General features: G+C 73.4%; 18 protein-coding genes. 7 read left to right on the top strand and 11 right to left on the bottom strand.

Annotated features, from left to right (window positions below):
• Window positions 1-73 precede the first annotated feature (73 nt).
• Both ACIBA9_RS02300 and ACIBA9_RS02305 read right to left on the bottom strand, forming a co-directional pair.
• Window positions 74-1,822, bottom strand: a complete 1,749-nt coding sequence (locus ACIBA9_RS02300; protein WP_399359452.1) for an ArnT family glycosyltransferase — start codon at window positions 1,820-1,822, stop codon at window positions 74-76.
• 271 nt (window positions 1,823-2,093) lie between these two features.
• On the bottom strand, window positions 2,094-2,783 hold the full coding sequence (locus ACIBA9_RS02305) for a nucleoside/nucleotide kinase family protein (protein WP_399359453.1): 690 nt from the start codon (window positions 2,781-2,783) through the stop codon (window positions 2,094-2,096).
• A 128-nt stretch (window positions 2,784-2,911) separates the two neighbouring features.
• On the opposite strand from ACIBA9_RS02305, the gene ACIBA9_RS02310 reads away from it, so the two are divergent.
• Window positions 2,912-3,652: an HAD family hydrolase gene (locus ACIBA9_RS02310; protein WP_399359454.1), complete on the top strand. Its 741-nt coding sequence runs from the start codon at window positions 2,912-2,914 to the stop codon at window positions 3,650-3,652.
• Window positions 3,649-5,991, top strand: a complete 2,343-nt coding sequence (locus ACIBA9_RS02315; RefSeq protein ID WP_399359455.1) for a glycoside hydrolase family 65 protein — start codon at window positions 3,649-3,651, stop codon at window positions 5,989-5,991. The genes ACIBA9_RS02310 and ACIBA9_RS02315 overlap by 4 nt, the downstream gene beginning before the upstream one ends.
• A gap of 115 nt (window positions 5,992-6,106) precedes the next feature.
• On the opposite strand, the gene ACIBA9_RS02320 is transcribed toward ACIBA9_RS02315, so the two are convergent.
• The gene (locus tag ACIBA9_RS02320; RefSeq protein ID WP_399359456.1) at window positions 6,107-6,490 is read right to left on the bottom strand and encodes a BlaI/MecI/CopY family transcriptional regulator; all 384 of its coding nucleotides are present in this window, start codon (window positions 6,488-6,490) and stop codon (window positions 6,107-6,109) included.
• A gap of 449 nt (window positions 6,491-6,939) precedes the next feature.
• On the opposite strand from ACIBA9_RS02320, the gene ACIBA9_RS02325 reads away from it, so the two are divergent.
• From ACIBA9_RS02325 to ACIBA9_RS02335, 3 genes are all read left to right on the top strand, one after another.
• Complete coding sequence (locus ACIBA9_RS02325) at window positions 6,940-7,428, top strand: DUF5709 domain-containing protein (protein WP_393901232.1); 489 nt, start codon at window positions 6,940-6,942, stop codon at window positions 7,426-7,428.
• Window positions 7,429-7,878: 450 nt separating this feature from the next.
• Window positions 7,879-8,517, top strand: coding sequence for an HAD family hydrolase (locus ACIBA9_RS02330; RefSeq protein ID WP_399359457.1), 639 nt, complete (start codon window positions 7,879-7,881; stop codon window positions 8,515-8,517).
• On the top strand, window positions 8,514-8,642 hold the full coding sequence (locus ACIBA9_RS02335) for a hypothetical protein (protein ID WP_399360025.1): 129 nt from the start codon (window positions 8,514-8,516) through the stop codon (window positions 8,640-8,642). Before ACIBA9_RS02330 ends, ACIBA9_RS02335 begins: the two co-directional genes overlap by 4 nt.
• Window positions 8,643-8,809: 167 nt before the next feature.
• Here ACIBA9_RS02335 and ACIBA9_RS02340 read toward each other — a convergent pair whose 3' ends face one another.
• Window positions 8,810-9,016, bottom strand: coding sequence for a hypothetical protein (locus ACIBA9_RS02340; RefSeq protein WP_362152445.1), 207 nt, complete (start codon window positions 9,014-9,016; stop codon window positions 8,810-8,812).
• 198 nt (window positions 9,017-9,214) lie between these two features.
• Between ACIBA9_RS02340 and ACIBA9_RS02345 the strand changes: the two genes are divergently transcribed.
• Window positions 9,215-11,053 (top strand): glycoside hydrolase family 15 protein, encoded by a 1,839-nt coding sequence (locus tag ACIBA9_RS02345; RefSeq protein WP_399359458.1) that lies wholly within the window; start codon window positions 9,215-9,217, stop codon window positions 11,051-11,053.
• A gap of 32 nt (window positions 11,054-11,085) precedes the next feature.
• Here the strand turns inward: ACIBA9_RS02345 and ACIBA9_RS02350 are convergent, their stop codons facing one another.
• Window positions 11,086-13,824, bottom strand: coding sequence for a SpoIIE family protein phosphatase (locus tag ACIBA9_RS02350; protein ID WP_399359459.1), 2,739 nt, complete (start codon window positions 13,822-13,824; stop codon window positions 11,086-11,088).
• Window positions 13,825-13,904: 80 nt separating this feature from the next.
• Window positions 13,905-16,424 (bottom strand): SpoIIE family protein phosphatase, encoded by a 2,520-nt coding sequence (locus ACIBA9_RS02355; RefSeq protein ID WP_399359460.1) that lies wholly within the window; start codon window positions 16,422-16,424, stop codon window positions 13,905-13,907.
• A gap of 309 nt (window positions 16,425-16,733) precedes the next feature.
• On the opposite strand from ACIBA9_RS02355, the gene ACIBA9_RS02360 reads away from it, so the two are divergent.
• On the top strand, window positions 16,734-18,113 hold the full coding sequence (locus ACIBA9_RS02360) for a hypothetical protein (RefSeq protein WP_399359461.1): 1,380 nt from the start codon (window positions 16,734-16,736) through the stop codon (window positions 18,111-18,113).
• A gap of 74 nt (window positions 18,114-18,187) precedes the next feature.
• Here ACIBA9_RS02360 and ACIBA9_RS02365 read toward each other — a convergent pair whose 3' ends face one another.
• The 5 genes from ACIBA9_RS02365 to ACIBA9_RS02385 form a co-directional block, all read right to left on the bottom strand.
• On the bottom strand, window positions 18,188-18,490 hold the full coding sequence (locus tag ACIBA9_RS02365) for a DUF1232 domain-containing protein (RefSeq protein ID WP_399359462.1): 303 nt from the start codon (window positions 18,488-18,490) through the stop codon (window positions 18,188-18,190).
• Window positions 18,491-18,519: 29 nt separating this feature from the next.
• Entirely contained in the window at window positions 18,520-19,866 is a 1,347-nt protein-coding gene (locus ACIBA9_RS02370) for a hypothetical protein (protein ID WP_399359463.1), read from the bottom strand.
• Window positions 19,867-20,244: 378 nt separating this feature from the next.
• Entirely contained in the window at window positions 20,245-21,216 is a 972-nt protein-coding gene (locus tag ACIBA9_RS02375) for a DUF1152 domain-containing protein (protein WP_399359464.1), read from the bottom strand.
• A gap of 241 nt (window positions 21,217-21,457) precedes the next feature.
• Complete coding sequence (locus tag ACIBA9_RS02380) at window positions 21,458-22,822, bottom strand: FAD-dependent oxidoreductase (RefSeq protein WP_399359465.1); 1,365 nt, start codon at window positions 22,820-22,822, stop codon at window positions 21,458-21,460.
• Between the two features lie 174 nt (window positions 22,823-22,996).
• Window positions 22,997-24,607 carry an NlpC/P60 family protein gene (locus tag ACIBA9_RS02385; RefSeq protein WP_399359466.1) on the bottom strand — a complete coding sequence of 537 codons (1,611 nt, stop codon included), beginning with the start codon at window positions 24,605-24,607 and terminating at the stop codon, window positions 22,997-22,999.
• Between the last annotated feature and the right edge of the window lie 239 nt (window positions 24,608-24,846).

Here is a 24,846-nt window from a genome sequence, read left to right on the forward strand (position 1 = left end):
CGCCTCCTTTGTCTCCCACGAGCACTCAACATAGCTCACCGGCCGCCGTGACCAGGGGGTTGAGGCACCGGGCTCAGCGCCGGAAGAGGGTGATCGAACGGCCCACCTCGTCCACCGGCCGACTGCTGTCGATCAGCGCGGCGAGCCTCCCGCGCGCCTTGGCGACCGCCGAGTCCGACACCACCAGCAGCCCGCGCACCCGGTCCGCGGGCACCCGGCGCGGATCGGCGGCGTGGATGCCGTAGTACGACGGCACCCCGGCGCCCTTGTAGACCAGCCAGACCGGCTCGCCCGGATACCGCTGCCGCAGCCGGTCCGCCAGCCGGCCGAGATCCTGCCCCCAGTCGACGTTGGAGTCGTGCAGCAGCCGGTGGGTGTGCTCCGGGCCGCCGAACGCCTCGTTGGCGTAGGGCAGGTAGTAGGGGAACGTCCGCAGCGAACTGACCGCCGCGAACAGCACCAGCGCCCCGGTCAGCGGCCCGGTCCAGCGCCGGCGCCACGCGAGCGCGCAGGATCCCGCCACCGCGAGGAACACCGGCACGAACAGCGCGTACCGCGTGCCGAAGTCCCGCGACCCCGTCATCGCCCCCGCCAGCAACACCAGTGGCGGCAGCAGCAGATACGGCGCCGCGGCCCGCAGCCGCCGTACCGCCACGACCGCCGCCGCACCGGCCGCGCCGACCACCAGCAGCCCGAGCGGCGTCTTCACCAGCAGCGCGGCGGGCAGGTAGTACCAGCGCGATCCGGTGTAGAGGTGCCCGAACAGATAGCCCTGCCACGGATAGTCCTCCAGGCCGAACTGCACCCGCATCCCGGCCCGGAACGCGGGCGGCACCGGCATCAGCCCCACCAGCCGCCCGCGCATCCCGTGCAGGGCCGGGACGGGTTCGGCGGGGGCGAAGCGGAGGCGGGGATCGACCGCGAGATACGCGGCCCAGACCACCGCCAGCGCCGTCACCGCCACGACCGCCGCCGCCGCCAACCCCGACAGCACGGTCCGCCGCCGGTCCGTCACCACGCCCGCGAGCCCCGGCAGCGTCCTCCCGCGGTGCCCCGCCGCCCGCACGGACAAAACGGCCAGCGCCATCAGCGCCGGTACGGCTGGCAGCGCGCTCATCTTGGTCGCCACCGCCGCCCCCAGCGCCGCCCCGGCCGCCACCAGATACGGCCCCGGCCGCTGCCGGGCCCGCCACACCAGCCAGGCCGACGTCAGCACGAACCCGGCCGCCGGCAGGTCCAGCGTGGCCAGCGAACCGTGCGCGATCACATCGGGCGAGAAGGCGTACAGTGCGAGCGCGACCAGGCCGCCCGCGGTACCCGTCAACGCCCGGGCGAAGGCGAGGACGACCAGACCGAAGAGCAGGGTCAGCACGATCACCGGCAGCCGCGCCCACAGCATCAGCCGCCAGGGGTCGTTGCCCGACTCGTAGAGCAGATGCCGGCCCACCTCCCCCTGGGTGCCGGTGTACGACGGGTCGTAGTGCGGGTCGGCCACCGCCACACCGGCCGCGATCAGCAGCTTGCCCAGCGGCGGGTGCTCGGGGTTGTAGCGCAGCCGGTGCTCGCGCAGATAGTCGGTGGCCGTCGCCACGTACACCGGCTCGTCGATGGTCGGCGTCTGCTGGACGGCCGTGGTGACCATCGCCACCGCCATCTGGCCCAGCAACAGCAGTGCCAGCACAGGCGCCAGCAGGGGCGTCGGCGGCCACGCGGGCCGGCGCCGGGGACGGGGCGGCCCGTCGGCCGGGCGCTTCGGGGACGGCCTCGCGGGCTCCCCGGGGGATGCCTCGGGGGTGAGGACCGAGCGTTGTTCGCGTGCCATCGTCCGCCCTGCGGTCTCGCCGGCGGCGGCATGGGGCGGGAAGCGCTCGGAGGCCACCGCGTCGTGGCCCCGACCGTCCCACCGCTTCCGCCGCCCGTCACCGCTGCACGAGTCGTACCGGCAGACCCTCTGCCGTGCCCTTCGGTACGGCCCGCGCCCGGCCGCGGTTCACCACCGAGCGCACTTCGGCCCCCGGCGCCCCGGGACCGGCTACGGCGCCGCCCCGCTACGGCGCCCCCCGCTACGGCGCCCCCCCCGCGACGGCGCCCCGCTACGGCCGGTCCTGCCCGGACGGGGAAGCGGGCGGGGCGCTCGGCGCCGGCAGCGCGCCGGGCGGTACCACCAGGTCCGCCCGTTCCCGGGTGGTCGCGACCAGGTCGGCGTTGCGCTGGTCGGTGCCCATGACCCAGGCCACGGCCGCCTCACGGTCCTTGCCGAACTCCTCGTGCCGGGCCACCAGACGGCGGATCCGCTCGTCCTCGGCGACCTCGCAGAACCACACCTCGTCCAGGCACGGCCGCACCCGCCCCCACGAACCCTCCGGCAGCAGAAGGTAGTTGCCCTCCGTCACCACCAGACGTGCGCTCGGCGCCACCGGGATCGCACCCGCGATCGGCTGTTCCAGCACCCGCTCGAACCCGGGCGCGTACACCACCTCGCCGGTGTCCTCGCGCAGCCGCCGCAGCAGCGCGGCGTACCCGGCCGGGTCGAAGGTGTCCGGCGCGCCCTTGCGGTCGCGGCGGCCCAGCCGGTCCAGCTCGGCGTCGGCCAGATGGAAACCGTCCATGGGCACGAGCGCGGCCCAGGGCGGGTCCTCGCCGGCGTTGAGGGCACGAACCAGGTGTTCGGCGAGCGTCGTCTTGCCCGCGCCGGGGCCGCCCGCCACGCCGAGGACGGCCCGCCGGCCGTCCCGGGGCAGAGAGCGGGCCCGGATGAGGAGATCGTCGAAGGTCAGCGGCACAGGCGCCAGTGTGACACCGACGGCTTCCGAGGCGCCTCGGGGACCGTCCCGGAGGTTTCCCCGAAAATCACACACGATGTGGCGTGCGCCACCTACTGGACCGCGTCCCTCGGGGAACAGTGCTGGGTATGACTCAGCTCGGTCTGCCCGACCAGATCCAGGCCTGCCTCTTCGATCTCGACGGGGTCGTCACCAAGACGGCCGTGGTGCACGCGGCCGCCTGGAAGGAGACCTTCGACGCGTTCCTGCGCGACTACGAGGGCGAGCAGGGACGGCCGTTCGACCCGGTCGCCGACTACGACGAGTACGTCGACGGACGCCCCCGCGCCGACGGGGTCCGCGCCTTCCTGGACTCGCGCGGCATCCACCTGCCCGAGGGCAGCCCCGACGATCCGCCCGAGGCCGCCACCGTGCACGGTCTCGGCAACCGCAAGAACGTCCTGCTCCTGGAGAAGATCCGCACCGGCGGCGTCGAGGCCTACGAAGGCACCCTGCGCTATCTGGAGGCCGTCCGCGCCGCGGGACTGCGCACGGCGATCGTCTCCTCCAGCGCCAACTGCCAGGACGTGCTGCGCTCCGTCGGCGCCGAGCACTTCTTCGACGTCCGGATCGACGGTGTCGTAGCCGCAGAGCGGAAACTGCCGGGCAAACCACACCCCGACACCTTCCTCGCCGCCGCTCGCGATCTCGGTGTCGAGGCGTCCAGGGCGGCCGTCTTCGAGGACGCGCTGGCCGGCATGGACGCGGGCCGCGAGGGCGGCTTCGGGTACGTCGTCGGCGTGGACCGGGTGGGCCAGAGCGACGCGCTGTACGCCCACGGTGCGAACATCGTCGTGCCGGACCTCGCCGAGCTGGGAGGCAAGCTGTGATCACCGAGCGGTCGTACGCCGTGGAACCGTGGACCGTACGGGAGACGGCCCTCGACCTGGACGTCCTCGCCCAGAGCGAGTCGGTGTTCGCCCTGTCCAACGGGCACGTCGGCTGGCGCGGCAACCTCGACGAGGGCGAGCCGCACGGCCTGCCCGGCAGCTATCTCAACGGCGTCCACGAGGTGCACGCGCTGCCGTACGCGGAGGCCGGATACGGCTACCCGGAGTCCGGTCAGACCGTCATCAACGTCACCAACGGCAAGGTCCTGCGGCTGCTGGTGGACGACGAGCCCTTCGACCTGCGCTACGGCCGGCTCGTCTCCCACGAGCGGGTGCTCGACCTGCGGCGCGGGGTGCTGGAGCGGACCTGCGAATGGACCTCACCGGCCGGCTCCACGGTCCGGGTGCGCTCGACCCGGCTGGTGTCGCTGACCCAGCGGGCGGTGGCGGCGGTGGCCTACGAGGTGGAGGCCGTCGGCAGCCGCAGCCGGGTCGTGATCCAGTCGGAGCTGGTCGCCAACGAGAGCGTCCCGGAGCCGAACGGCGACCCGCGGGCCGCGATGGCGCTGAAGTCGCCGCTGGAGCAGGAGGACCACTTCGCGGCCGGCAACCGGCTGCGACTGGTGCACCGCACCCGGCGCAGCGGCCTGCGGGTCGCCGTCGGCGCCGACCACGTCGTCAGCGGTCCCGAACGCACCACCACCCGCAGTGAGAGCGGGATCGACGTGGCCCGGCTGACCGTCACCTCCGTGCTGGAGCCCGGCCAGACCCTGAGGGTGGAGAAGACCGTCGCCCACGGCTGGTCCGGCACCCGCTCGCTGCCCGCGATGGCCGACCAGGTCGACGCCGCGCTCGCGGCCGCCGGACACGACGGCTGGCAGGGGCTGCTGGCCGATCAGCGAGGCTGCCTGGACGACTTCTGGGCCCGCGCCGACGTCGAGGTGGAGGGCGACGAGGAGATCCAGCAGGCGGTCCGGTTCGCCCTCTTCCACGTCCTGCAGGCGGGAGCCCGCGCCGAGCAGCGCGCGATCCCCGCCAAGGGGCTCACCGGCTCCGGCTACGACGGGCACGCCTTCTGGGACACCGAGATGTTCGTGCTGCCCGTGCTCACCCACACCGCCCCCGCCGCCGTCGCCGAGGCGCTGCGCTGGCGGTACAGCACCCTGGACGAGGCCCGTGAACGCGCGGCCCAGCTCGGGCTCGGCGGGGCCGCCTTCCCCTGGCGGACCATCGCCGGTTCGGAGGGTTCGGCGTACTGGCCGGCCGGTACCGCCGCCTTCCATGTGAACGCCGACATCGCCGACGCCGTCGTCCGTTACGTGCAGGCCACCGACGACACCGCCTTCGAGCGGGAGGCCGGTGTGGAACTGCTGGTGGAGACGGCCCGGCTGTGGCGCTCGCTGGGGCACCACGACAGTCACGGCGTGTTCCACCTCGACGGCGTCACCGGACCCGACGAGTACAGCGCGGTCGCCGACGACAACACCTACACCAACCTCATGGCCCGGCAGAACCTCCTCTCGGCGGCGGACGCCGCCGAACGCCACCCCCAGGTGGCGGAGCGGCTCGGTGTGGACGCCGAGGAGAGCGCGGCCTGGCGGGACGCCGCCGAGGCCATGCACGTGCCCTACAACGAGGAACTCGGCGTCCACGAACAGCACGCCGGCTTCACCCGCTACCAGCGCTGGGACTTCGCCGGCACCCGCGCCGACCAGTACCCGCTGCTGCTGCACTTCCCCTACTTCGACCTGTACCGCAAGCAGGTCGTCAAGCAGGCCGACCTGGTGCTGGCCATGTACACGTGCGGCGAGCACTTCGACGAGGGGCAGACCGCCCGGAACTTCGCCTACTACGAGCCGCTGACCGTCCGCGACTCCTCCCTCTCCGCCTGCTGCCAGGCCGTCATCGCCGCGCAGACCGGCCACCTCGAACTGGCCCACGCCTATACGACCGAGGCCGCGCTGATGGACCTGCACGACCTGGAGCACAACACCCGGGACGGACTGCACATCGCCTCGCTGGCCGGCACCTGGATGGCCCTGGTGGCGGGCTTCGGCGGCCTGCGCCACAACGGCGACGGCCTGCGGTTCGCACCACGCCTGCCCGAGCGGCTGACCCGGCTCGCCTTCCACCTCCAGTTCCGCGGACGCCGGCTGCGCGTGGAGATCGGCGCCGACAAGGCCACGTACGCCCTGCTGGACGGCCCGCCGCTGACCGTGCACCACCACGGCGAGCGGCTCACGGTGAGCGCCACCGAGCCGGCCGTCCGCGCGGTGCCACCGACCATCCGCCGTCCCACCCCCGAACAGCCCCTGCACCGAGCCCCGAACGGCACCTGACGACACGGGGCGCGCGGGGCATGCGGGGCGCGCGCCGGGCGCGCGGGCATGCGGGGCGGCGCGTGGGTGCTCCGGCCGGCGGGGGAGCGTCCGGCGCGGGGCTGTCCGGCGAACGTCAGACGCCGTCACCGGTGAGCAGCCGGCGCAGCGCCTGTTCCTCCTCGGCGGTCAGGCGGGTCACGAACTGCTGGAGTGTGGCGATCGGGTCGGGTCCCCGGTACAGGGTCTCGTGCATCGCCTCGGCGGTCAGCTCCGCCGCGTTCCTGGCCGGCCGGTAGGCGCCGCGCCGCCCGTCGGCGTCCCGCAGCACCAGCCCCTTGTCGTACAGGCGCTTGAGGATCGTGTGGACCGTGTTGTACGCCAGTGCGCCGGAGATCTCGCGCTGGATCTCGACCGGCGTCAGGGGCCGATCGGTGGCCCAGAGAGCAGCCAGCACCTCACTTTCCAGCTTCCCGGCGCTGCGCCGCTCAGCTCTGCCCCGGGATCCTGTGCCAGCCATGCCTCAACCTTACAAGCGTGTAGGGTCCGCCCTCCGTTCCGGGGCCGGGCCCGGCCATGGCGCCCTGATCGCCCGCGTGACCGGAATTCCCTGTTCATGGGGAACGCCTGCCGCGGGCTTTACCGCACATGGGTTGCAGGTACCGGCTCACGGCATGAAGCTGTGGCGTGGTCGCGTCCGCACCACCGGAGGGAAGCACGCGGGCACGCGCCTCCCGATGACGGCCGCCCCTGTTCCGCTCCGTCCCTCCCCGCTCAGGCCCGGAATCACACCCGAGCCTGGCACCGCGTTCCCGGCTCGGTGACGCGGCAGGAGCGGAGCAGGGGTCGGCGGCCCGCCCGCCCCCGCCCGGCACGCCGTGGCGGCGCCGCGGCCATTCGACGGGGTTAATGATCCGCCTACGGGAAACGCGGACCGGGACCCCATGCGAGCCGAACGAGGAGGCGACGATGACCGACCGGCAGTCCGAGCAGACCCCGATGGCGGACGACGCCTATCAGCCCACCGGTACCAACGAGGAACAGGAGGACGCCGCGCCCCTGGACCTGCAGGACGCGGTCGACGAGCGCGACTACGACGACATCCTCGACGAGGGCTACTCCCCGCCCGAACGGCCGCTCGGCGTCACCCGGCACGGCACCACCGCCGGCGAGCAGCACGACGGGGAGACGCTGGACGAGCGGCTGAGCCAGGAGGTGCCGGACGTGGAGGCACCGGCCGGGGACGGAGTCGGCGACCTGCCCGGCGGCGAGGGCGAGCCGGTCGACCCGGAGGCGGGTGAATCGCGCGCGGGCCGGCTGGTCGCCCCGGACGAGGGCGCCCACACCGTCGCCACCAAGGAGGAGGTCGCACAGGACGTGGGCATCGACGGGGGAGCGGCTGGAGCCGAGGAGGCGGCGATGCACGTGGTGCCGGACGAGACGGCCCTGCCGGAGTGACCCGGCGGCCCGGGCCGCTCCGGCAGCGCCCGGCCCGGGCCACTCCGGCCGGGTTCGCCCGGGACCCGCTCATTCTCGACGCCGCCACCCTTGATCCCGCCCTCCATAGCGGCTGGGACGTTGTGGTGGTGCCTGCTCTTCGAGGCGTGGGCAGCCTGGTGGATGTTCAAGCCGTTCTACATCCTCGGCGTGCTGGCCCACCGCAAAGTCACAGGACAGCACACGCCGGTCTGGCGCAGCCGCAACGGCTGGTGGTGAGACTGCTGCAATGCACCACCTACGTGCTTGGGTGTCTCCACCACGGAGGACGTCATCCACGTCCTGCGGACGTCATCCTCTGCGAGTCGGGCATCCGCTCCCGAGTCCTGCCCGAGGTTGGCTCCCGTCGAGTACCGGACACCACGGGTGCTCCTCGCAGTTGTCCTCGCCAGGCCCCGTAGGCTCCAGGCCGTGATTGACACCGTAGTGCTCGACGTCGGCGAGACCATCACCCGAGACGACCGGTACTGGGCGTCGTGGGCGGACTGGCTCGGCGTGCCCCGCCATACCGTGTCCGCTCTCGTCGGAGCCGTCGTAGCGCAGGGCCTCGACAACGCCGAGGCCTTGCGGCTCCTGCGCCCCGGGATTGACGTTGCGGCCGAGTACCGGGCCCGAGGAGCGGCCGGCCGTGGCGAGTACCTGGACGAGACCGACCTGTACGACGACGTGCGTCCGGCCCTTGCCGCGCTTCAAGACTCAGGCGTCCGCGTCATCGTTGCGGGCAATCAGACCGCTCGCGCCGGTGACCTGCTGCGAGCGCTCGACCTGCCCGCGGATTTGATCGTCACGTCGGAGGAGTGGGGAGTGGCCAAGCCGCAACCGGAGTTCTTCCAGCGGCTCCTGGAGGCCGCCGAGGCGCCGGCGAGCCGGACGCTTTACGTTGGCGACCACCCCGCCAACGACGTGCACCCCGCGAAGGCGGTCGGCCTGCGCACGGCGCACCTGCGGCGTGGCCCATGGGGCAACCTGTGGGCCGACGCGCCCGACACCATTGCGGCGGCGGACTGGCGGATCAATGGGCTCATGGACCTGCTGAGCATCACCGGATGACAACAGCGGAGCGGCTCCGCCATGGTCAGAAGGCCGCCATAGCCGCGGCCGGCCGCCGGGTCGCCGTCGTCGACCGCGCCGACACGCTCGGTGGTGTCTGCCTGCACACCGGCACGGCCCGCTAACCGGGACCGGATCCGAAGACGAGCATGTCGAAGTCGGACACCCTCGGGCGGGTGTCGGCCTCCGGGCCTGCGCGGGAAAGGGATTCCCGTACAAATCCCGTCAGCGGCAACCGAGTTGTGCCCGGCCCTCGGTGGGTCCCCCGTTGGCCCCGTCGTCCCGGAACGCCCTACGGCAGCAGCTTCTCGATCGCCGCCGGACCCTCCGTCTCCAGCTTGCGGCGTGCCCATTCGAGGGTCTTCGGGGTGACGTCCCTGCCCGCCGCCATCACCAGGTCCTCGGGGGTGACGTCCCTCGGGGGAGCCGAGTGCAGCAGGGCGTCCGGGGTGCGGTGGTCTTCGGACGACCGGGACTCTTCGGGTGTGGATGTCGACATGATGCCTCCTCCTCGGTCCGGATGACCGCATCCGTGCCGGTGCCCTTCGAACGGGGCACCCTCTCACCATTGCCCGCCTGGGCGCACCCTGCATCCGGAAGGCGCCTCGGCAGCGGGTACGGAGCGCCTGCCCACGCCAAGCGGACGTACACACTCCTAAGCTGGACATCACGCGCACCACGTACCGGGAGGCCACCGATGGCCGACACGCCGTTCCCCGAGGACCCGCCCCGCAGCTCCCGCTACCTGCCCATCGCCGAGCACGGGCTCATCGGCGACCTGCGCAGTGTCGCGCTGGTCGGCAGCAACGGCACGATCGACTGGTATTGCTGCCCGGCCTTCGACGCCCCCAGCGTCTTCGCCGCCATCCTGGACGCCGAGCGCGGCGGCCGCTTCGAGCTGGCCGCCGCCGTCCAGGCCCGCACCAAGCAGTTCTACTTCCCCGACACCAACGTCCTGATCACCCGGTTCTTCACCGAGGACGGCGTCGGCGAGGTGCAGGACTTCATGCCGATCACCGGCGAGGCGCCCGGCGCGACGGGCCGGCACCGGCTGATCCGGCGCGTGGTGTGCGTACGCGGCACCGTCCCCTTCCGGGTACTGGTCGCCCCGCGCTTCGACTACGGCGCCGCCCCGCACACCCTGACCGCCCTGGACGGCGTGGTCCGGTTCGACTCGCCCCACCGGTCGCTGGCACTGACCTCGACCGTGGCGCTGGAGTGCGACGGCCGCGACGCGCGCGCCGACTTCAAGCTCGGCGAGGGCGAGTCCGCGGTGTTCGCCCTCGACCAGGTCGACGGCACCGTGACCCCGGCCTACTGCGCCCACGCCGAGGCCGAGCACGAGTTCAACGCCACGGTCGCCTACTGGCGTCGCTGGCTGCACCAGTCCCGCTACCGGGGCCGCTGGCGCGAGATGGTGCACCGCTCCGCACTCACCCTCAAGCTCCTCACCTACGCCCCCACCGGCGCCATCCTCGCCGCCCCCACCACCAGCCTGCCCGAGCAGCTCGGCGGCGAGCGCAACTGGGACTACCGGTACGTGTGGGTGCGCGACGCCGCCTTCGCCGTCTACGCGCTGCTGCGGCTCGGCTTCAGCGGCGAGGCCGAGGCGTTCATGCGGTTCCTGACCACCCACATCAGCCCCGGCAGCCAGGACGGCTCCGGCCCCCTGCAGATCATGTACGGCATCGACGGCCGCGCCGAGCTGCCCGAGCGTGAGCTGCCCCATCTGGAGGGCCACCGAGGCTCCAGCCCGGTCCGGGTCGGCAACGCCGCCGTCGACCAGCTCCAGCTGGACATCTACGGCGCCCTGATCGACTCCATCTACCTCTACGACAAGTGGGCCCAGCCCATCTCCAGCGGTCAGTGGGACGACGTGTGCCGGCTGGTCGACTGGGTGTGCGACCACTGGGACCAGCCGGACGAGGGCGTGTGGGAGACCCGCGGCGGCCGTAAGAACTTTCTGTACTCCCGCCTGATGTGCTGGGTGGCCGTCGAGCGGGCCATCCGGCTCGCCAACCGGCGCGGCCTGCCCGCCGACCTGCCGCGCTGGCGGCAGGCCCGCGACACCATCTACCGAAGGATCATGGACCGCGGCTGGTCCGAGCGCCGCCAGGCCTTCGTGCAGTACGAGGGCGGCGACGTCCTCGACGCGTCACTGCTGATGATGCCGCTCGCCAAGTTCATCGCCCCCACGGACCCCAAGTGGCTGTCCACCCTGGACGCCCTCACCGAGGACCTGGTCTCCGACTCCCTCGTCTACCGCTACGACCCTCAGGCCAGCCCCGACGGACTGCGCGGCGACGAAGGCACCTTCTCCATCTGCTCGTTCTGGTTCGTCGAGGCGCTGGTGCGGGCCGGTCGGGTCGACGAGGCCCGGCTGGCGTTCGAGAAGATGCTCACCTACGCCAACCATCTCGGCCTGTACGCCGAGGAGATCGGCCGCACCGGCGAGCAACAGGGCAACTTCCCCCAGGCGTTCACCCATCTGTCCCTCATCAGCGCCGCCTTCAACCTCGACCGCGCCCTCGGCTGACCCCTGCCGCGGCACGCCGGGCCGGCGGGCGGTCAGGGAAGGGGCTGCTCCGCCCAAATGATCTTGCCCCGTCTGGTGTACCGGGTGCCCCACCGTTCGGACAGCTGCGCCACCAGGAACAGTCCGCGCCCGCCCTCGTCGGTGGTCGCGGCGTACCGCAGATGCGGCGAGGTGGTGCTGCGGTCGGAGACCTCGCAGATGAGCGTGCGCTCACGCAGCAGCCGCACACCGATCGGGCCGCGCCCGTAGCGGATGGCGTTGGTCACCAGCTCGCTCAGGATCAGTTCCGTGGTGAAGGCCGCCTCCTGAAGCCCCCAGTCGGCCAGCCGCCGTGTCACCGACGCCCGTACCTCCGACACGGCCGCCGGCTCGGACGGCACCTCCCACTCCGCCACCCGGTCCGCCCCCAGCACCCGGGTGCGGGCCACGATCAACGCCACGTCGTCGCTCGGCCGGTTCGGCAACCGGTCCAGCACCGCACGGCAGGTCTCCTCCGGGGAGGCCCCCGGCGCCCGGCGCAGCGCGTCGCGCAGCATCTCCAGGCCCTCGTCGATGTCCCGCTCCTGGTCCTCCACCAGACCGTCGGTGTACAGCACCAGCCGGCTGCCCTCAGGCAGTTCCACCTCGGCCGTCTCGAACGGCAGCCCGCCCAGGCCCAGCGGCGGACCCGCGGGCACGTCGACGAACTCCACCGCGCCGTCGGGCCGCACCAGCGCGGGCGGCGGATGCCCGGCCCGGGCCATGGTGCACACCCGGGAGACCGGGTCGTACACCGCGTACAGACAGGTCGCGCCCGTGACCACGGCGGCGCCCTCCGCAGGGGTCTCGTCCTGGTCGATCCGCACCACCAACTCGTCCAGCAGCCCGAGGAGTTCATCGGGCGGCAGGTCCAGCGAGGAGAAGTTGTGCACGGCCGTGCGCAGCCGGCCCATGGTCGCCGCCGCGTGCAGCCCGTGGCCCACGACGTCGCCGACCACGAGCGCCACCCGGGCGCCGGACAGCGGCAGCACGTCGAACCAGTCACCGCCCACCCCGGACTGCGCCGGAAGATAGCGGTAGGCGATCTCCAGCGCGCCCTGCTCGGGCAGTGACCGGGGCAGCAGACTGCGCTGGAGGGTGACCGCCAGACTGTGCTCGCGCGTGTACCGACGGGCGTTGTCGATGGACACCGCCGCCCGTGCCACCAGTTCCTCGGCGAGGGCCAGCTCCTCGGCGTCGAACGGCTGCGGCTTCTCCGACCGCCAGAAGTTCGCCACGCCCAGCACCAGGCTGCCCGCCCGGAGCGGCACCGTGATCAGCGAGTGGATGCCGTAGGCGAGGATCCGGTCGGTGCGCTCCGGGTTCTGCGCACGCCAGCCCCCCGCCTCGCGCAGCCGGGGCACCACCACCGACTGCCCGGTGGTCAGACTGCGGGCCTGCGGCGAGGTGGCCACGAACCGGATGCGCTCGCCGGCCGGATACAGCGGCGCGTCCTTGCGGACCCCCGCGCAGGCGACACGGCGCAGCGCGGTGCCGGGCCGCGGCTCGTCACCGCCGAGCACCGCGTCGAACAGGTCCACCGTCGCGAAGTCCGCGAACCGGGGGACCGCCAGCTCGGCCAGTTCCTCGGCGGTGCGGGTCACATCCAGGCTGGTCCCGATGCCCACCCCGGCGTCGTACAGCATGTTCAGCCGCTCCCGCGCCACCTCGGCGCGACCCGACAGGGCCCGCAGCTCGGTGGAGTCGCGCAGCGTCGTCACGCTGCCGGCCGGGCCACCGCGCAGATCGGTGGGCCGCTGGTTGATCGCCAGCAGCCGGTCCTTGACCAGGTGCACCTCGTCCGTGGCGATGCGGCCCGAGGCCAGCAGCGCCGCCGTGTCCGCGTCCAGGCCCAGCTCCAGCACGCTGCGCCGCTCGGCGTCCTTCGGCAGCCCCAGCAGGCGGTGCGCCTCGTCGTTGGCGAGCAGCAGCCGCCCCTCACCGCCGACGATCAGCACACCCTCGCGCACCGCGTGCAGCACGGCGTCGTGGTGCTCGTACATCCTGGTCATCTCGTACGGACCGAGGCCGCGCGTCTGGCGCAGCAGGCGTCTGCTGACCAGGGCGGTGCCCGCCGTGGCCAGCGCCAGCGCAGCCGCCGCCGCGGCGAGCAGCAACGGCAGCTGCTGATCGGCGGCGCCGCCCACATGGGCGGTGGTGATCCCGGCCGACACCAGCCCCACCACCTTGCCGCCGGCGTCCCGCACCGGTACCACGACCTGCACCAGCGGGCCTATCGTGCCGTTCACGTGCTCGGTGACCGTGTGCCCGGCCAGCGCGGGGGCGATGGTGCCGACGAACTTCTTGCCGATGCGGTCGGTCCTGGGGTGCGTGTAGCGGATGCCGTCGGTGTTCATCACGACGACGAAGTCCACCCCGGTCGCCTTCCGGGTGGCCTCCGCCTTTGGCTGTAGCAGGGCGGTCGGATCGGGGGAGCGCAACGCGGCTGCCGTACCGGGCGCGTTGGCGAAGGTCTCGGCGACCGCCAGGGAGCGGTTGCCTGCCTCGGTGTCACTGTCGCGCCGCACCTGGAGCACCTGCGCCACCACGGCCGCGACGACCAGCAGCAGCACGATGACCACCTGGAGGAGGAACACCTGCCCGGCCACACTGCGACCCGACACCGTCGCCCGCAGCATTCCCGGCCGGTCGCCGGCCCCGCCCGGGCCGTCCGGCCGCTGTCCCCGCGATGCGCGCGACGGCCCGAAGGGACGGGGCAGCCGGGTCGCGGGCCGGCCGGGCAGTCGCACCATGAGCCATGTCTACACTGCCGGGCGCCCGCAGGCGAGACCGTCGCCGAGGTGACGGCCGCCGAGCGGTCCGGCGCCGCCCCTCAGGGGCCGGCGGGCCGCGAACGCAGGGCGGTGAGCAGCAACGCGACGTCGTCCGGGCGGTCGGCGGCCTGCCGCGCGGTCGAGGTCAGCCGGTCGGCGACCCCGGCCAGCGACCCCCCGACGCCACCGGCCCGGGCGAGCGCCAGCCGCAGCGCCGTGATGCCCTCGTCGATGTCGGCGCCCGGCCGCTCCACCAGGCCGTCCGTGTACAGGGCCAGGATCGCGTCCGGCTCCAGCAGCAGCTCGGTCACCGGGTACCGGGCGTGCGGATCGACGCCCAGCACCACACCGCCGGGAATGTCCAGGAGCCGGGTCCGCCCGTCGGGGCGGCGCAGCAATGGCGGTGGATGGCCCGCCCGGGCGACCCGGGCCCGGCCGGTCGCCGGGTCCAGCCACACGTAGCAGCAGCTGGCGAATTGCCCCGGATCGAGGTCGATCAGCAGAAGGTTCGTCCCGCTGAGCACCTCGTCCGGCGGCCGGTCGCCCAGCGCGAACGCCCGCACCGCACTGCGCAGCTGCCCCATGGTCGCCGCCGCCTGTACCCCGTGCCCCTGCACATCGCCGATGACCAGCGCCAGGCCGTCCCCGGACCCCACCACGTCGTACCAGTCGCCGCCCACGTCCATGCCCTGGGTACCCGGCAGATAGCGGCCCGCGGTCTCCACCCGCGGATGCGTCGAGAGCCGGCGCGGCAGCAGGGCCTGCTGCAGGCCACGGGCGAGGGCCGCCTCGCTGTCGTAGCGCTGGGCCCGCTCCATGGCGTGGGCGATCAGCCCGGCCAGCGCGGTCAGGACCGTGCTCTCCTGCGCGCCGAAGCGGCGCGGGCGGTCGAAGCCGAGGATGCAGGAGCCGACCGGCCGGCCGGAGGCGATCAGCGGCAGGAAGGCGCGGGCGCCCACGTCGGCGTCCAGCGGGATACCCGGATAGCTGGACGCCAGCTGCTGCATCGACTCGAAGAACAGTGGCCGGCCGGTGGTGAGGGTGTCCACCCCCGGCAGCCGCGCGTCCAGGCCCACTCCCTCGAACCGGGCCAGGAAGCCCTGTGGGAAGCCCGTCTCCCAGGCCAGGTACAGGTGGCGCTCCTGGAGCAGGTAGATGGCGAGGCAGCGGCCGCCGAACGCGGGCAGCAGCTCCTGCATGACCACCGCGGAGACCTGCCGGGCGGTGACCGCGTCCGTCAGCGCGATGGCCAGGGCGATGGGCCGGTACAGCGGCTCCAGCGAGTGCCCGCTCGCCACCGATTCCTGTGGCGGGCGCGCCTTCGGGGACGGACCGGCCGGCGCGTCCATACGGCTCGCCGGCACCAGCGTGCAGGTCAGCAGCTCGGGGCCGGGGTGCGCCGACACCGCGAGCCAGTCACCCTCCTCGTCCTTTGGACGGCCGCCTTCTCCCGGCCGGACGGGAGAGGGACGTCGGACATGGAAGTGCACGGGGGCGAAGGACAGCAGCGCGCTCCGCAGATGGTCGTCGCACGGCGGGTCGGTGAGCCAGGGCAGGCCCTCGCTCAGCTCCCGTCCGAGGAGCCACTCCCGGTCCCGGCCCGTCAGCCTGGCCGCGGCCGCGTTGACGTACACGATCAGCCCCACCCGGTCCAGGCAGAGCACACCCTGGGGCAGCAGATCGGCCGCGCCGTCGGCCAACGTGGTGCCCCCGGGATCCAGGACCACTCCGCCGATCCTCGTGCCACCCCCGTCCTCGGCCGGCGCCGGGTCGGCCGGCGAGAGGACCAGCAGCCGTGGCGTGCCGTCCGGCGAGCGCAGACCGAGCGGGGCGCCCGGCGGTCTGCCCGCGGCCGCGTGGCGCAGCGCGGACAGGACCCGCCGCGCCTCGGCCGGGGCCACGGCGTCCGCGAGCGCCGCCTCCGTCCCCGCGAATTCGCCGGGGCGCATTCCCAGGAGGGCGTGCAGCCGGTCGTCCGCGTGCACGAGGGAGGTCGCCGGGTCCCAGCTGAACCGCCCCGCGGCGGTTCGCGCCGGCAGCCGCGGCGGCGGCCGCACGCACAGCGGCTCCCCGTCCCAGAGGACCGCGGCCGGGTCCCCGTCGGCGAGTGCCAGCAGTTCGGCCCCGAGTCCCTCGGCCAGCCGGCCGAGCGACTCCGGGTCCACCGGTCCGTCCACGGACTCGGCGACCGCGGGCCGCAGTACCGTCAGCACGCCCAGCGGGTCCGCCCCGCCGGGCACCGGCTCGTGCACCGAGCCGAACGCGAAGGGCAGCCCGGCCGCGAACTGGGGGTACCTGCGCATGGTCTCCGTGGCGTTCGGCAGCGTCACCCGCGTCCCCAGCCGGTAGGCGTCGGCCACCGGGAAGGGGCGGTCCACGTGCAGCCGCCACCAGGGACTGAACAGCGGCCCCGGCAACCCCACGAGCACCGCGAGACGCAGCAGCCGCGGTGCGCCGGAGCGCAGATAGACGCCCGCCACCCGGCCGTCGGCCACACCGAGCGCGCTGGTCGAGGCCTCGGTCAGGAGCATGGCCAGCCGGGCCCGTGTGCGAACCGTCTGCTCGCCGCTCCCAGCCATCGGCCCTACCTCGTCCCGTGCGCCTCCGCCTGGATGACACAGCAAGAATGCGCCAGAAAGAGCGTGCGGTGCACCCGGGCGGTGGTCCGGCCCGAGGAAGCTCCGGTCACCGCCCTGAGTCTCCCCGCCGCGCGTCCCTCCCCGGTCGCGATCCCGCTTCGTGATTCTGCTCCGTCCCGGTGCGCGGGCTCACACCAGTGCCTCACCCCGGTGGCGGGGGCTCGTCCCCGCTCCTAGTAATGGACTCCGTAACGCCGCGCGCCGCAGGCGGGCTCGCGGGCGCGGCCGCACCCCTCTCCTGGAGCCGATATGACCATCCGCTCTTCGTCACCCCGTCCCGACGACTCCCTCATAACGCCGGAACCGGCCGCCTCCGGCGTCGCCACCCCCGGCCCGCATGTCGTGGTGCGGCCCGCCCCGCTCCCCGAACACCTGCCCGCCGCCCCGCACCAGGACGAACCCACCTACGGCGATCCACTGCGCGGCCTGGTCCACGCGGCCGTCGCCGACCGCCCCGTGGAGGACGTCGTCCGGCTCATCACACTGCTGGAGCGCTCGCCCGAGCACGCCCGGACCACCGCGGACGCGCTGCGCGCGGCCGCCGTCGACCGGTCCGTGGAGGACGTCACGCGCCTGGTGGCGCTGCTCAGTGAGCCGCCCCGGGAGCCCGACAGCGCCCAGGAAGCGATCCGGGCCGCCACCGAGCGCCGCTCCCTGGAGGACGTCACCCGGCTGATGCAGCTGCTGCACCGCGCCCCGGCGGGATCCCAGTGCGGGCAGGCGGCGGTGCGGGCGGCGGCCGCCAGCCGGCCCGTGGAGGAGCTGGCCGAGCTGATCGGCCGACTGGCCGCCGACGGCGCCGTGCATCCGGGCTCGCGGACGGAGCCGGGGCTCCCCGCGTCCGCCGGGCCGAGGGCGGGAGCCGCCGGTTCCAGGTCCGGGTCCGAGGCCGGTGACCGCCTCCCGGGGTCCGAATCCCGGGCGGAGACCGGTGACTCCCGGTCCGGGTCCGCCGGGTCGCTCTTCGAGTCCGACACCGCGGAAGCCGCCACCGCGGCGGCCATCGCGACCGTACCCGGGCTGAAGGACCGACAGGCGCAGGACCGACAGGCGCAGGACCGGTCGGGGCCGAACCCGTCATCGGTGGACCGGTCATCGCAGATCCGGTCCACCCAGGACCGGTCGTCGCAGGACCGGGTGGCAAAGGAGTCGGCGTCGGCGGGCGCTTCGTCGAAGGACGACGCCGCCAACGGTCGGTCGGGGCCGAACGGACCGTTCGAGGCCCGGAGTTCCTCGTCCTCGCTGTGGGTCGCCCGCGTCGCCTCGCTGCTGATGTTCCTGTGCGGGTTGGCCCACACCCCGCGTTACTGGACCGCCTTGTCCCAGGGCGTGCTCGGGGCGACGATCGTGGTCTCGGGACTGTGCCTGCTGCTCGCGCTCGCCCTGCCCGCCCGGACGGCACAGGCCCGGATCGTGGCGGCGACGGCGGCCGTCGGGGTCACGGTGGTGATCGCCGCCGTTCAGATCTCCGGCCGTTTCACTCCGCCCGGACTGTCCCGGATGTGGACCGCGACCCTGGCCCCGTCCTGGCTCGCCGGTACGGCCGCGGTGGTGGCCGCCCTCGCGGCTCTCGTGGCGCTGACGGTCACCCTGACCGCCGGCAGCCTCTGCCACGACGCGGGACGTTGAGCCGACGGACGCAGGCCGTCGGGCCGACGCAGGGTCGTCGAGTCGGGCCCGATGATCCCGCACGCGGCGGCGGTTCAGGACTCGAACGTCCCCGGGGGCAGCGGGCGGCCGTCGGGTTCCCGGGCCGGGCGCATGCTGCGCAGCGCGAGGAGCAGCACACCGATGTCGTCCAGATAGACGGGGTCGGGCAGCAGGTCGGTGGGTAGCAGCAGGTAGGCGACAGCGCCCCAGAACACCCAGCGCGGGCCTGTCGGCAGCCCGGCCCGGCGCAGGGTGCGCCGGGTACGCACCAGCCGGACCAGCAGGCCGACGGCCACGGCGAGCAGCACCGCCGCGACGACCGCGGCGATCACCAGCAGGGTCGTGGTGGAATCCATCCGGCCTCCCAACCAGAGCGGGCGGGCTACTACGACGACCGCGCCGCGCCGCCCGCGTGGTCCACGTGGTCCGGCTCGGCCGCACCGTCGGTGCCGCCAGTGCTGTCTGTCCCGTCTGCCGTGCTGGTTCCGTCTACCCCGTCCGCGCCGTTGATGCCGTCCGTGCCGTCCGTGTGACCCTTGCCACCGGACGTGACGTCGTCGTCCGCCGGCCCCGGCTGCTCCAGGGTGCCCGGCGAGCCGCCCGGTACAGGCACCGCGGGCCGTTGCCCCTTGGCGGTGAACTTCAGGCGTTCGAACGTCCGTGTCAGCTGCTGCAACGCGCCGGGCGTCCGGGAGACGGACCGCTGCTGCTGCGGCAGGGCCGGCGCGGGGACGTCACGGTAGGCGGACAGCGCCTCCAGGGCCTGCTCGGCGGCCTGCTTGTACAGGTCGCGCGAGTTGGTCATCGACTCCAGCGCCTCGGCGTACATGGCGACCAGCCGCCGTTCGCGCTCCAGCTGCTCCTGGAGCGTCAACAGGGTCCAGTGGTCGCGCAGGTCCTTCAGCGCTTCCTCGGCGTCCCTCGGCAGGGGCCGGGGCAGGGCGACGAAGTGCCGCAGCGCCGTGATGAGTTCGGCCGGTGCGGAGCCGTCCAGGAAGACACTGCGCACGCTGTGTTCCCGGCCGTCGTAGCCCACCGGCGCCGGGTCCGGCGGGAGCAGTACGGCACCGCCGCGCGGCACCTCGACGCCGAGGTCCTTCAGCGCCCAGTTCACGGCGCGCAGCTGCTGCGGGGCGGCCCGGTGCTCCACCACGCGGTGCCTCAGGCCGGGCGGCAGCAGCCTCGCCAGCGGCAGCCGGCCCCGCTCGTCCGGGGTCATCGCCTCGTGCACGACGACGTTGACGCACCAGGACTCGCGAGCCGCCTCCCGCAGCCGGCGCCGCATCTCCTTGTCGTCCCCGGGAAGCGCGTTCAGCTGCCGGAAGCGCACTCCGGCGACCGTGGCGTGGTGGTCCCAGGAGCCGTCGTCCCCCTCGCTCGGCGCGTCGGCGGGCCAGAACAGGGACGCCGGCGACGGCCAGGCCTCGTCCCACGGGTGCTCCGCCTCCGCAACGATCCGCCACTCATGGCCGGCCAGCCGCCCCACGAGGGGTACGAGGGTCAGCCGGGCCCGCACGGTCACCGTGCCCCCGGCCCGCCAGCGTGCCTCGAAGACCCGGCGGCCGGCGTCCTCGGGCCCGGACGGTTCGGCGAAGTCGTCGATGTCGCCGCTCTCCTTGTGCCGACGCAGGGTGCGGCGGAGGACCTCCTCGGGAGCGGGACCGGTGTGGCGGCCTCGGGCCGCCCAAAGGGTCGGAGGGACGGTGGCGCGGTCGCTGGCGGAGTTCGACATGAGCCAATCTGCTGATGGGGGCGGGTGTGCCCCCCAGTATCACCGCTCGGTGGCGCGACATGTCGGCGGGGGCCGCGACGCGGGCGCGTGGCGTGGGGTGCACGCCCCCGCGCGCGGGACGCGCGCGAAACCCGGGGCACGCGGAAGACCCGGGGCGCGCGCGGCACACCCGGGGCGCGCACGGAACACCTGGCGGGAGCGCTGTTCACCCATGGCCGTGCCCGCTCCACGACGCCCACAATGGTCCGGCGAACGGGACCCGCCCGCCCATCCGCCCAGGGGCGGGCCCCGTTCGCCCGCGCCCGCACGGGAACCGGCGGGAGGGGGGAAGGACACGACCGCGGGCAGTGGACCCGGGGCGGCAGGCGCTCGTCGTGCTCAGTGCGGGAACGCCCGGGGTGGCCGCTGCCGGGGCAGTTCCTCGCGGTAGTCCGAGACGACCGAACCGATCTGGCGCATCAGCACGGTCCCGTCCAGCCGGTCGAGGTAGAGGTTCGAGCGCGCCAGCGCGGGCAGATCGACGCAGAAGTAGAGCGCCATCAGGGGGTTGACGAACAACTCGCTGCCCCGGGTGCGTTCGGTGAACCGTACGTCGCCGAACTCCCCGCGCACCGATGCCGCGACGGATCCGTGCACGATGCTCGGATGGCCGGCGTGCAGGCCCTGGGCGTGGGCCACCGCATCGAGATAGGCGGCGCCCTCGGGGCTGTCCCGGGGGAGCGAGAACGCCCCCAGGTAGCCGCCGGAGCGGTCCAGAGCGGCCAGGTTCTCCAGTACGAGGGAGTGGTTGACGCCGTGATGGGCGTCCACACCGAAGCCCAGGCAGGCCACCAGCCGGTGCGGGGCCTCGTCCTCGTCCAGTCCGGCGACGGCCGCCAGGCTGGCCATGTCCTCCTCCGGAGTGCCGAGCCCGTGCTCGTCCCCGCGCATCAGGATGTCGGTCCCGCCGTCGACCAGCACGACCGCGTCCACCCCGCCCAGGTGCTTCAGCAGAGCCCGGTAGGCCGCGCGCAGCGGCTGCACGCCCGTGAGCGGGAAGGCGTACACGGTGTCGGGCAGTCCCTGGGAGCGCAGCCAGCTCGCGAGCGCCCGCTCGGGGAAGTAGTCGCCCCGCAGCGGGGTTTCGGGACGTACGGCGGCCACGTCCTCCGCGACCCAGGTGTCCTGGCCCAGGCCGTACAGGTCGGCGAAGGACAGGTTGGCCAGGTGGACCTCGGCACCCGCCGAGCGCAGGGCGAGGGCCAGCGGCAGCCCGGCGTAGACGTCGAAGCCGCCACCCGCCCCGGCGACGAGTATCCGGCGTGCCCGGCGCAGACGGGTGAAGAAGGCGGGCTCACGGAGGGAGAACACCGCAGGACCCTAACAGGCCTGCTCCGAGGCCCCCTTCGGATTTCCACGAGCGCGCGCGAACGCGCCAGGGCCCGGCGCGCGCGGGACTCAGCGGGCCGAGGAGGCCGGCGGGGGAGGGTCCAGTGCCCGAGGGGGCCGGTGCCTGGGCACCGGCCCCCTCCGAGCCCGGGGAAATCCGGGGAATCCGGGGCTGCTCGCGTCCCGCGTTCCGCGTCCTCGGGTCCCGGGAAGGTCGCGGAGCCTACGCGCCACTCTCCCGCAGCATGTCCTCACGCTCGACGATCTTCACGCGCTCGCGGCCCTGCGGCTCGCCCAGGGCACGCTCGGCCGCGTCCAGCCGGTACCAGCCGTCCCAGGTGGTGTACCGGACGTCGCGCTCGGCGAGGTAGGCGTCCACGGCCTCCGGCTCCGGCGAAGCGGGGGTGTGCAGACGGCCGTGCGCGTGGTCGTCCAGCAGGTTCGCCACGGTCTCGTTGGCGTCGCCCTTGGTGTGGCCGATCAGACCGATTGGGCCGCGCCGGATCCAGCCGGTGACGTAGGTGGACTGCAGATGGGCGCCGCCCTCCTCGATCACCCGGCCGCCCTCGTCGGGCACCGTGCCCGAGTAGATGTCCCAGGGCAGCTTGGGCAGCTTCTCGGACAGATAGCCGACGGCACGGTAGACGGCGGTGACGTCCCAGTCCTTGAACTCGCCGGTGGCCTTGACGCTCCCGGTGCCGTCGAGGGCGGTGCGCTCGGTGCGCAGTCCGACGACCTTGCCGTCCTCGCCGAGGATCTCGACGGGGGACTCGAAGAAGTGCAGGAACAACTTGTGCGGGCGGTCGCCGACGTCCCGGATCGCCCAGTTCTCCAGGGTCTTCGCGACCATGTCGGCCTGCTTGTTGCCGCGCCGGGTCTCGATCGAGCCGGCGTCGTAGTCGATGTCCTCGGGGTCGACGATGACCTCGATGTTCGGGGAGTGGTCCAGCTCGCGCAGTTCCATCGGGCTGAACTTCGCCTGGGCCGGACCACGGCGGCCGAAGACGTGGATCTCGACGGCCTTGTTGGCCTTCAGCCCGTCGTACACGTTCGCCGGTATCTCGGTCGGCAGCAGCTCGTCGGCCGTCTTGGCGAGGATCCGGGCCACGTCGAGCGCGACGTTGCCGACACCGAGCACGGCGACCTTCTCGGCCTCCAGCGGCCAGGTGCGCGGGACGTCCGGGTGGCCGTCGTACCAGGAGACGAAGTCGGCGGCGCCGTAGGAACCGTCCAGCTCGACGCCCGGTATGGACAGGTCGCGGTCGGCCATCGCGCCCGTGGAGAAGATCACCGCGTCGTAGAAGTCACGCAGGTCGTCCAGGTTGATGTCCGACGGGTAGTCGACGTTGCCGAACAGGCGCAGCTGGGGCTTGTCCAGCACCTGGTGCAGGGCGGTGATGATGCCCTTGATGCGAGGGTGGTCGGGCGCGACGCCGTAGCGGATCAGGCCGAACGGGGCGGGCATCCGCTCGAAGAGGTCGATGGACACACCGGGGTCGGTGGCCACCTCGGACTTGAGCAGGGCGTCGGCGGCGTAGATCCCGGCGGGGCCGGCTCCGACGATGGCTACCCGCAGGGGGCGCGACATGATCAGTGTTCCCTTCGAGCGTGGACAGGCGACTCGACTGGGAAGCCTAAGCTAAGGCAGGCCTAAGTTAGTAGCGGGGTCCGGTCTATGACCTCATAAGGTGATCTTATGACATGCCCAGGACGCGCTTATGTCCGCGCGTCCCGGTGACGTGGAGGCCGCCCCACCCTGGGGTCAGGCGGGCCTGACGAGCCGGTGGATGGCCGCCTCCCCGGCGCCGTAGACCGACTCCTCGCGGATGGACGAGCCCGGCCCCGGTGCGTGGACCATCATGCCGTCTCCCACGTACAGACCCACGTGCCGGTCGTCGTCGAAGAAGAGCAGAAGGTCGCCGGGCTCGATGCCGGCGAGCGACACCGGGGCGCCGGCGAGCGCCTGCTGGTGCGCGGCTCGCGGCAGCGTGACCCCGGCCGCCTTCCACGCGGCCTGGGTGAGGCTGGAGCAGTCGTAGGAGTCCGGCCCCGTCGCGCCCCACACGCACGGCTTGCCGATCTGCGCCCGCGCGAACGCGATCGCCTTGGCGGCCCGCAGCACACGGGGCGACTCGGCGGCGGGTGCGGGGAGGAAGGGGGAGGGGCCCGCAGTGGTGGCGGGCGAGACGAAGGAGCCGGTGTCGGTCGGGGCGGTGGCGATGGGTGTCCCGATGTGCGGGATCACCGGTGCCGACGTCATCGGCGTCATCGGCGACTCGTCGAGTGCGGTCCACTGTGTTCGCTGCCACTGCTCGGCCGGCTGCCACTGCCGGACCGGCTCGGCGGGTTGCCGCTGCTCGGGCGCCTGCCACTGCTGGACCGGCTGAGTCCACTGCTGCGCCGGTGCCGTGGCCGGTTGCGCGGGCGGCTGTGCGACCACCTGCCGGGCGCCGCTCTCCCAGGCGGTCCGGTCGAGCGTGTACTGGCCTCCGGTGCTGGTGAGGGCGAGTCGGGCGGCGTATCGCGACAACAGGGCGCGTGCCGCGTCGAGTCGGTACCGGGTGCCGGATTTGGCGGTGGCGGGCAAGGGCGCGCCGTGCGCTGCCGAGCCGGGCAGTCCCCTGGGCATCCGAGCCGACCTCGCGCGTGCGACAGGCGGCGCGGCGACCGGCAGTACGGCCGTCTCGCCGAACCCCGTCGCGGCCGCCTCCGTCATGGAGAGGCTGGGCAGTTCGGGCATCGACGGGAACACGCCGAGGCCGACCGGCTCACCTACCACCGATCCCGTCAACTCACCCACTGGAGGCCGGACTTCGGATCCCCATGTGTCGGCCGGTGCGGGGCGGCCACTCTCCAGGGTCGGCAAGGGCCGGGCTGCCGGAGCCGTCGCGGAGCCGGCCGTCAGCTCGGCCACCGCCTGACCGGATCCCCGCTCCAGTTCGGCCGGTTGTCGCACCGGCCCCGGTTCCAGGGCCGGCAACCCGCCTTCTGTGAAGCCGCCGGGAAGGACCGTGTCGTCGTCCCGTCCGCCTCGCGGCAGGCCGAGCGGCAGACGCGCGTCGCCCGGGAGGCCGCCCTCCGCCCGGCGTCCCGGCCGCGCCGGTGCCGAGGGGCCGTCGGGCAGCCGGTCGGCGGGCAGGACCGCGGGGACGGTCGGCCCGAATCTGGTGCGTGCCAGGTCGAACCACTGCCGCGCGACCTCGTCGAGCGCGGGATCCGAACGCCCGCCACGGCGTTTGGCCAGCGGAACTCCCCGGGAACGCGTCTGGGCCGCCAAGGCCCGGGTCGCGTTGAAGTTCCCGGTCGCGTTCTCGGCCTGATCGTAGAGGTAGTCGATCCGCTGCCGAACCTCGTCGCGGTTCTCCGGCGCCATGGAAGACGTGCTCCTTCCTTACCCCGCGGGGCAGTTGGGCCGTTTCGTCCGGCCCGGTCGAACACCGGGCGCCGAACCACACGGCGGCTCGCCCGGCTCGGCCGGGCGAACTCGCGTCAACCTAGCCAACGTGTGTGCCCCGTGTGAAGATTGAGGCGTGAAATGTCCGATACGTATTTGTGATGTTCGCGATGGCGTTCGACAGGGAAGACTGGTGCCCCCGCGGTTCCCTGTGAGAT

Origin of the sequence: Streptomyces sp. NPDC051452, from assembly GCF_044454765.1 — a bacterium.
GTDB lineage: Bacteria > Actinomycetota > Actinomycetes > Streptomycetales > Streptomycetaceae > Streptomyces.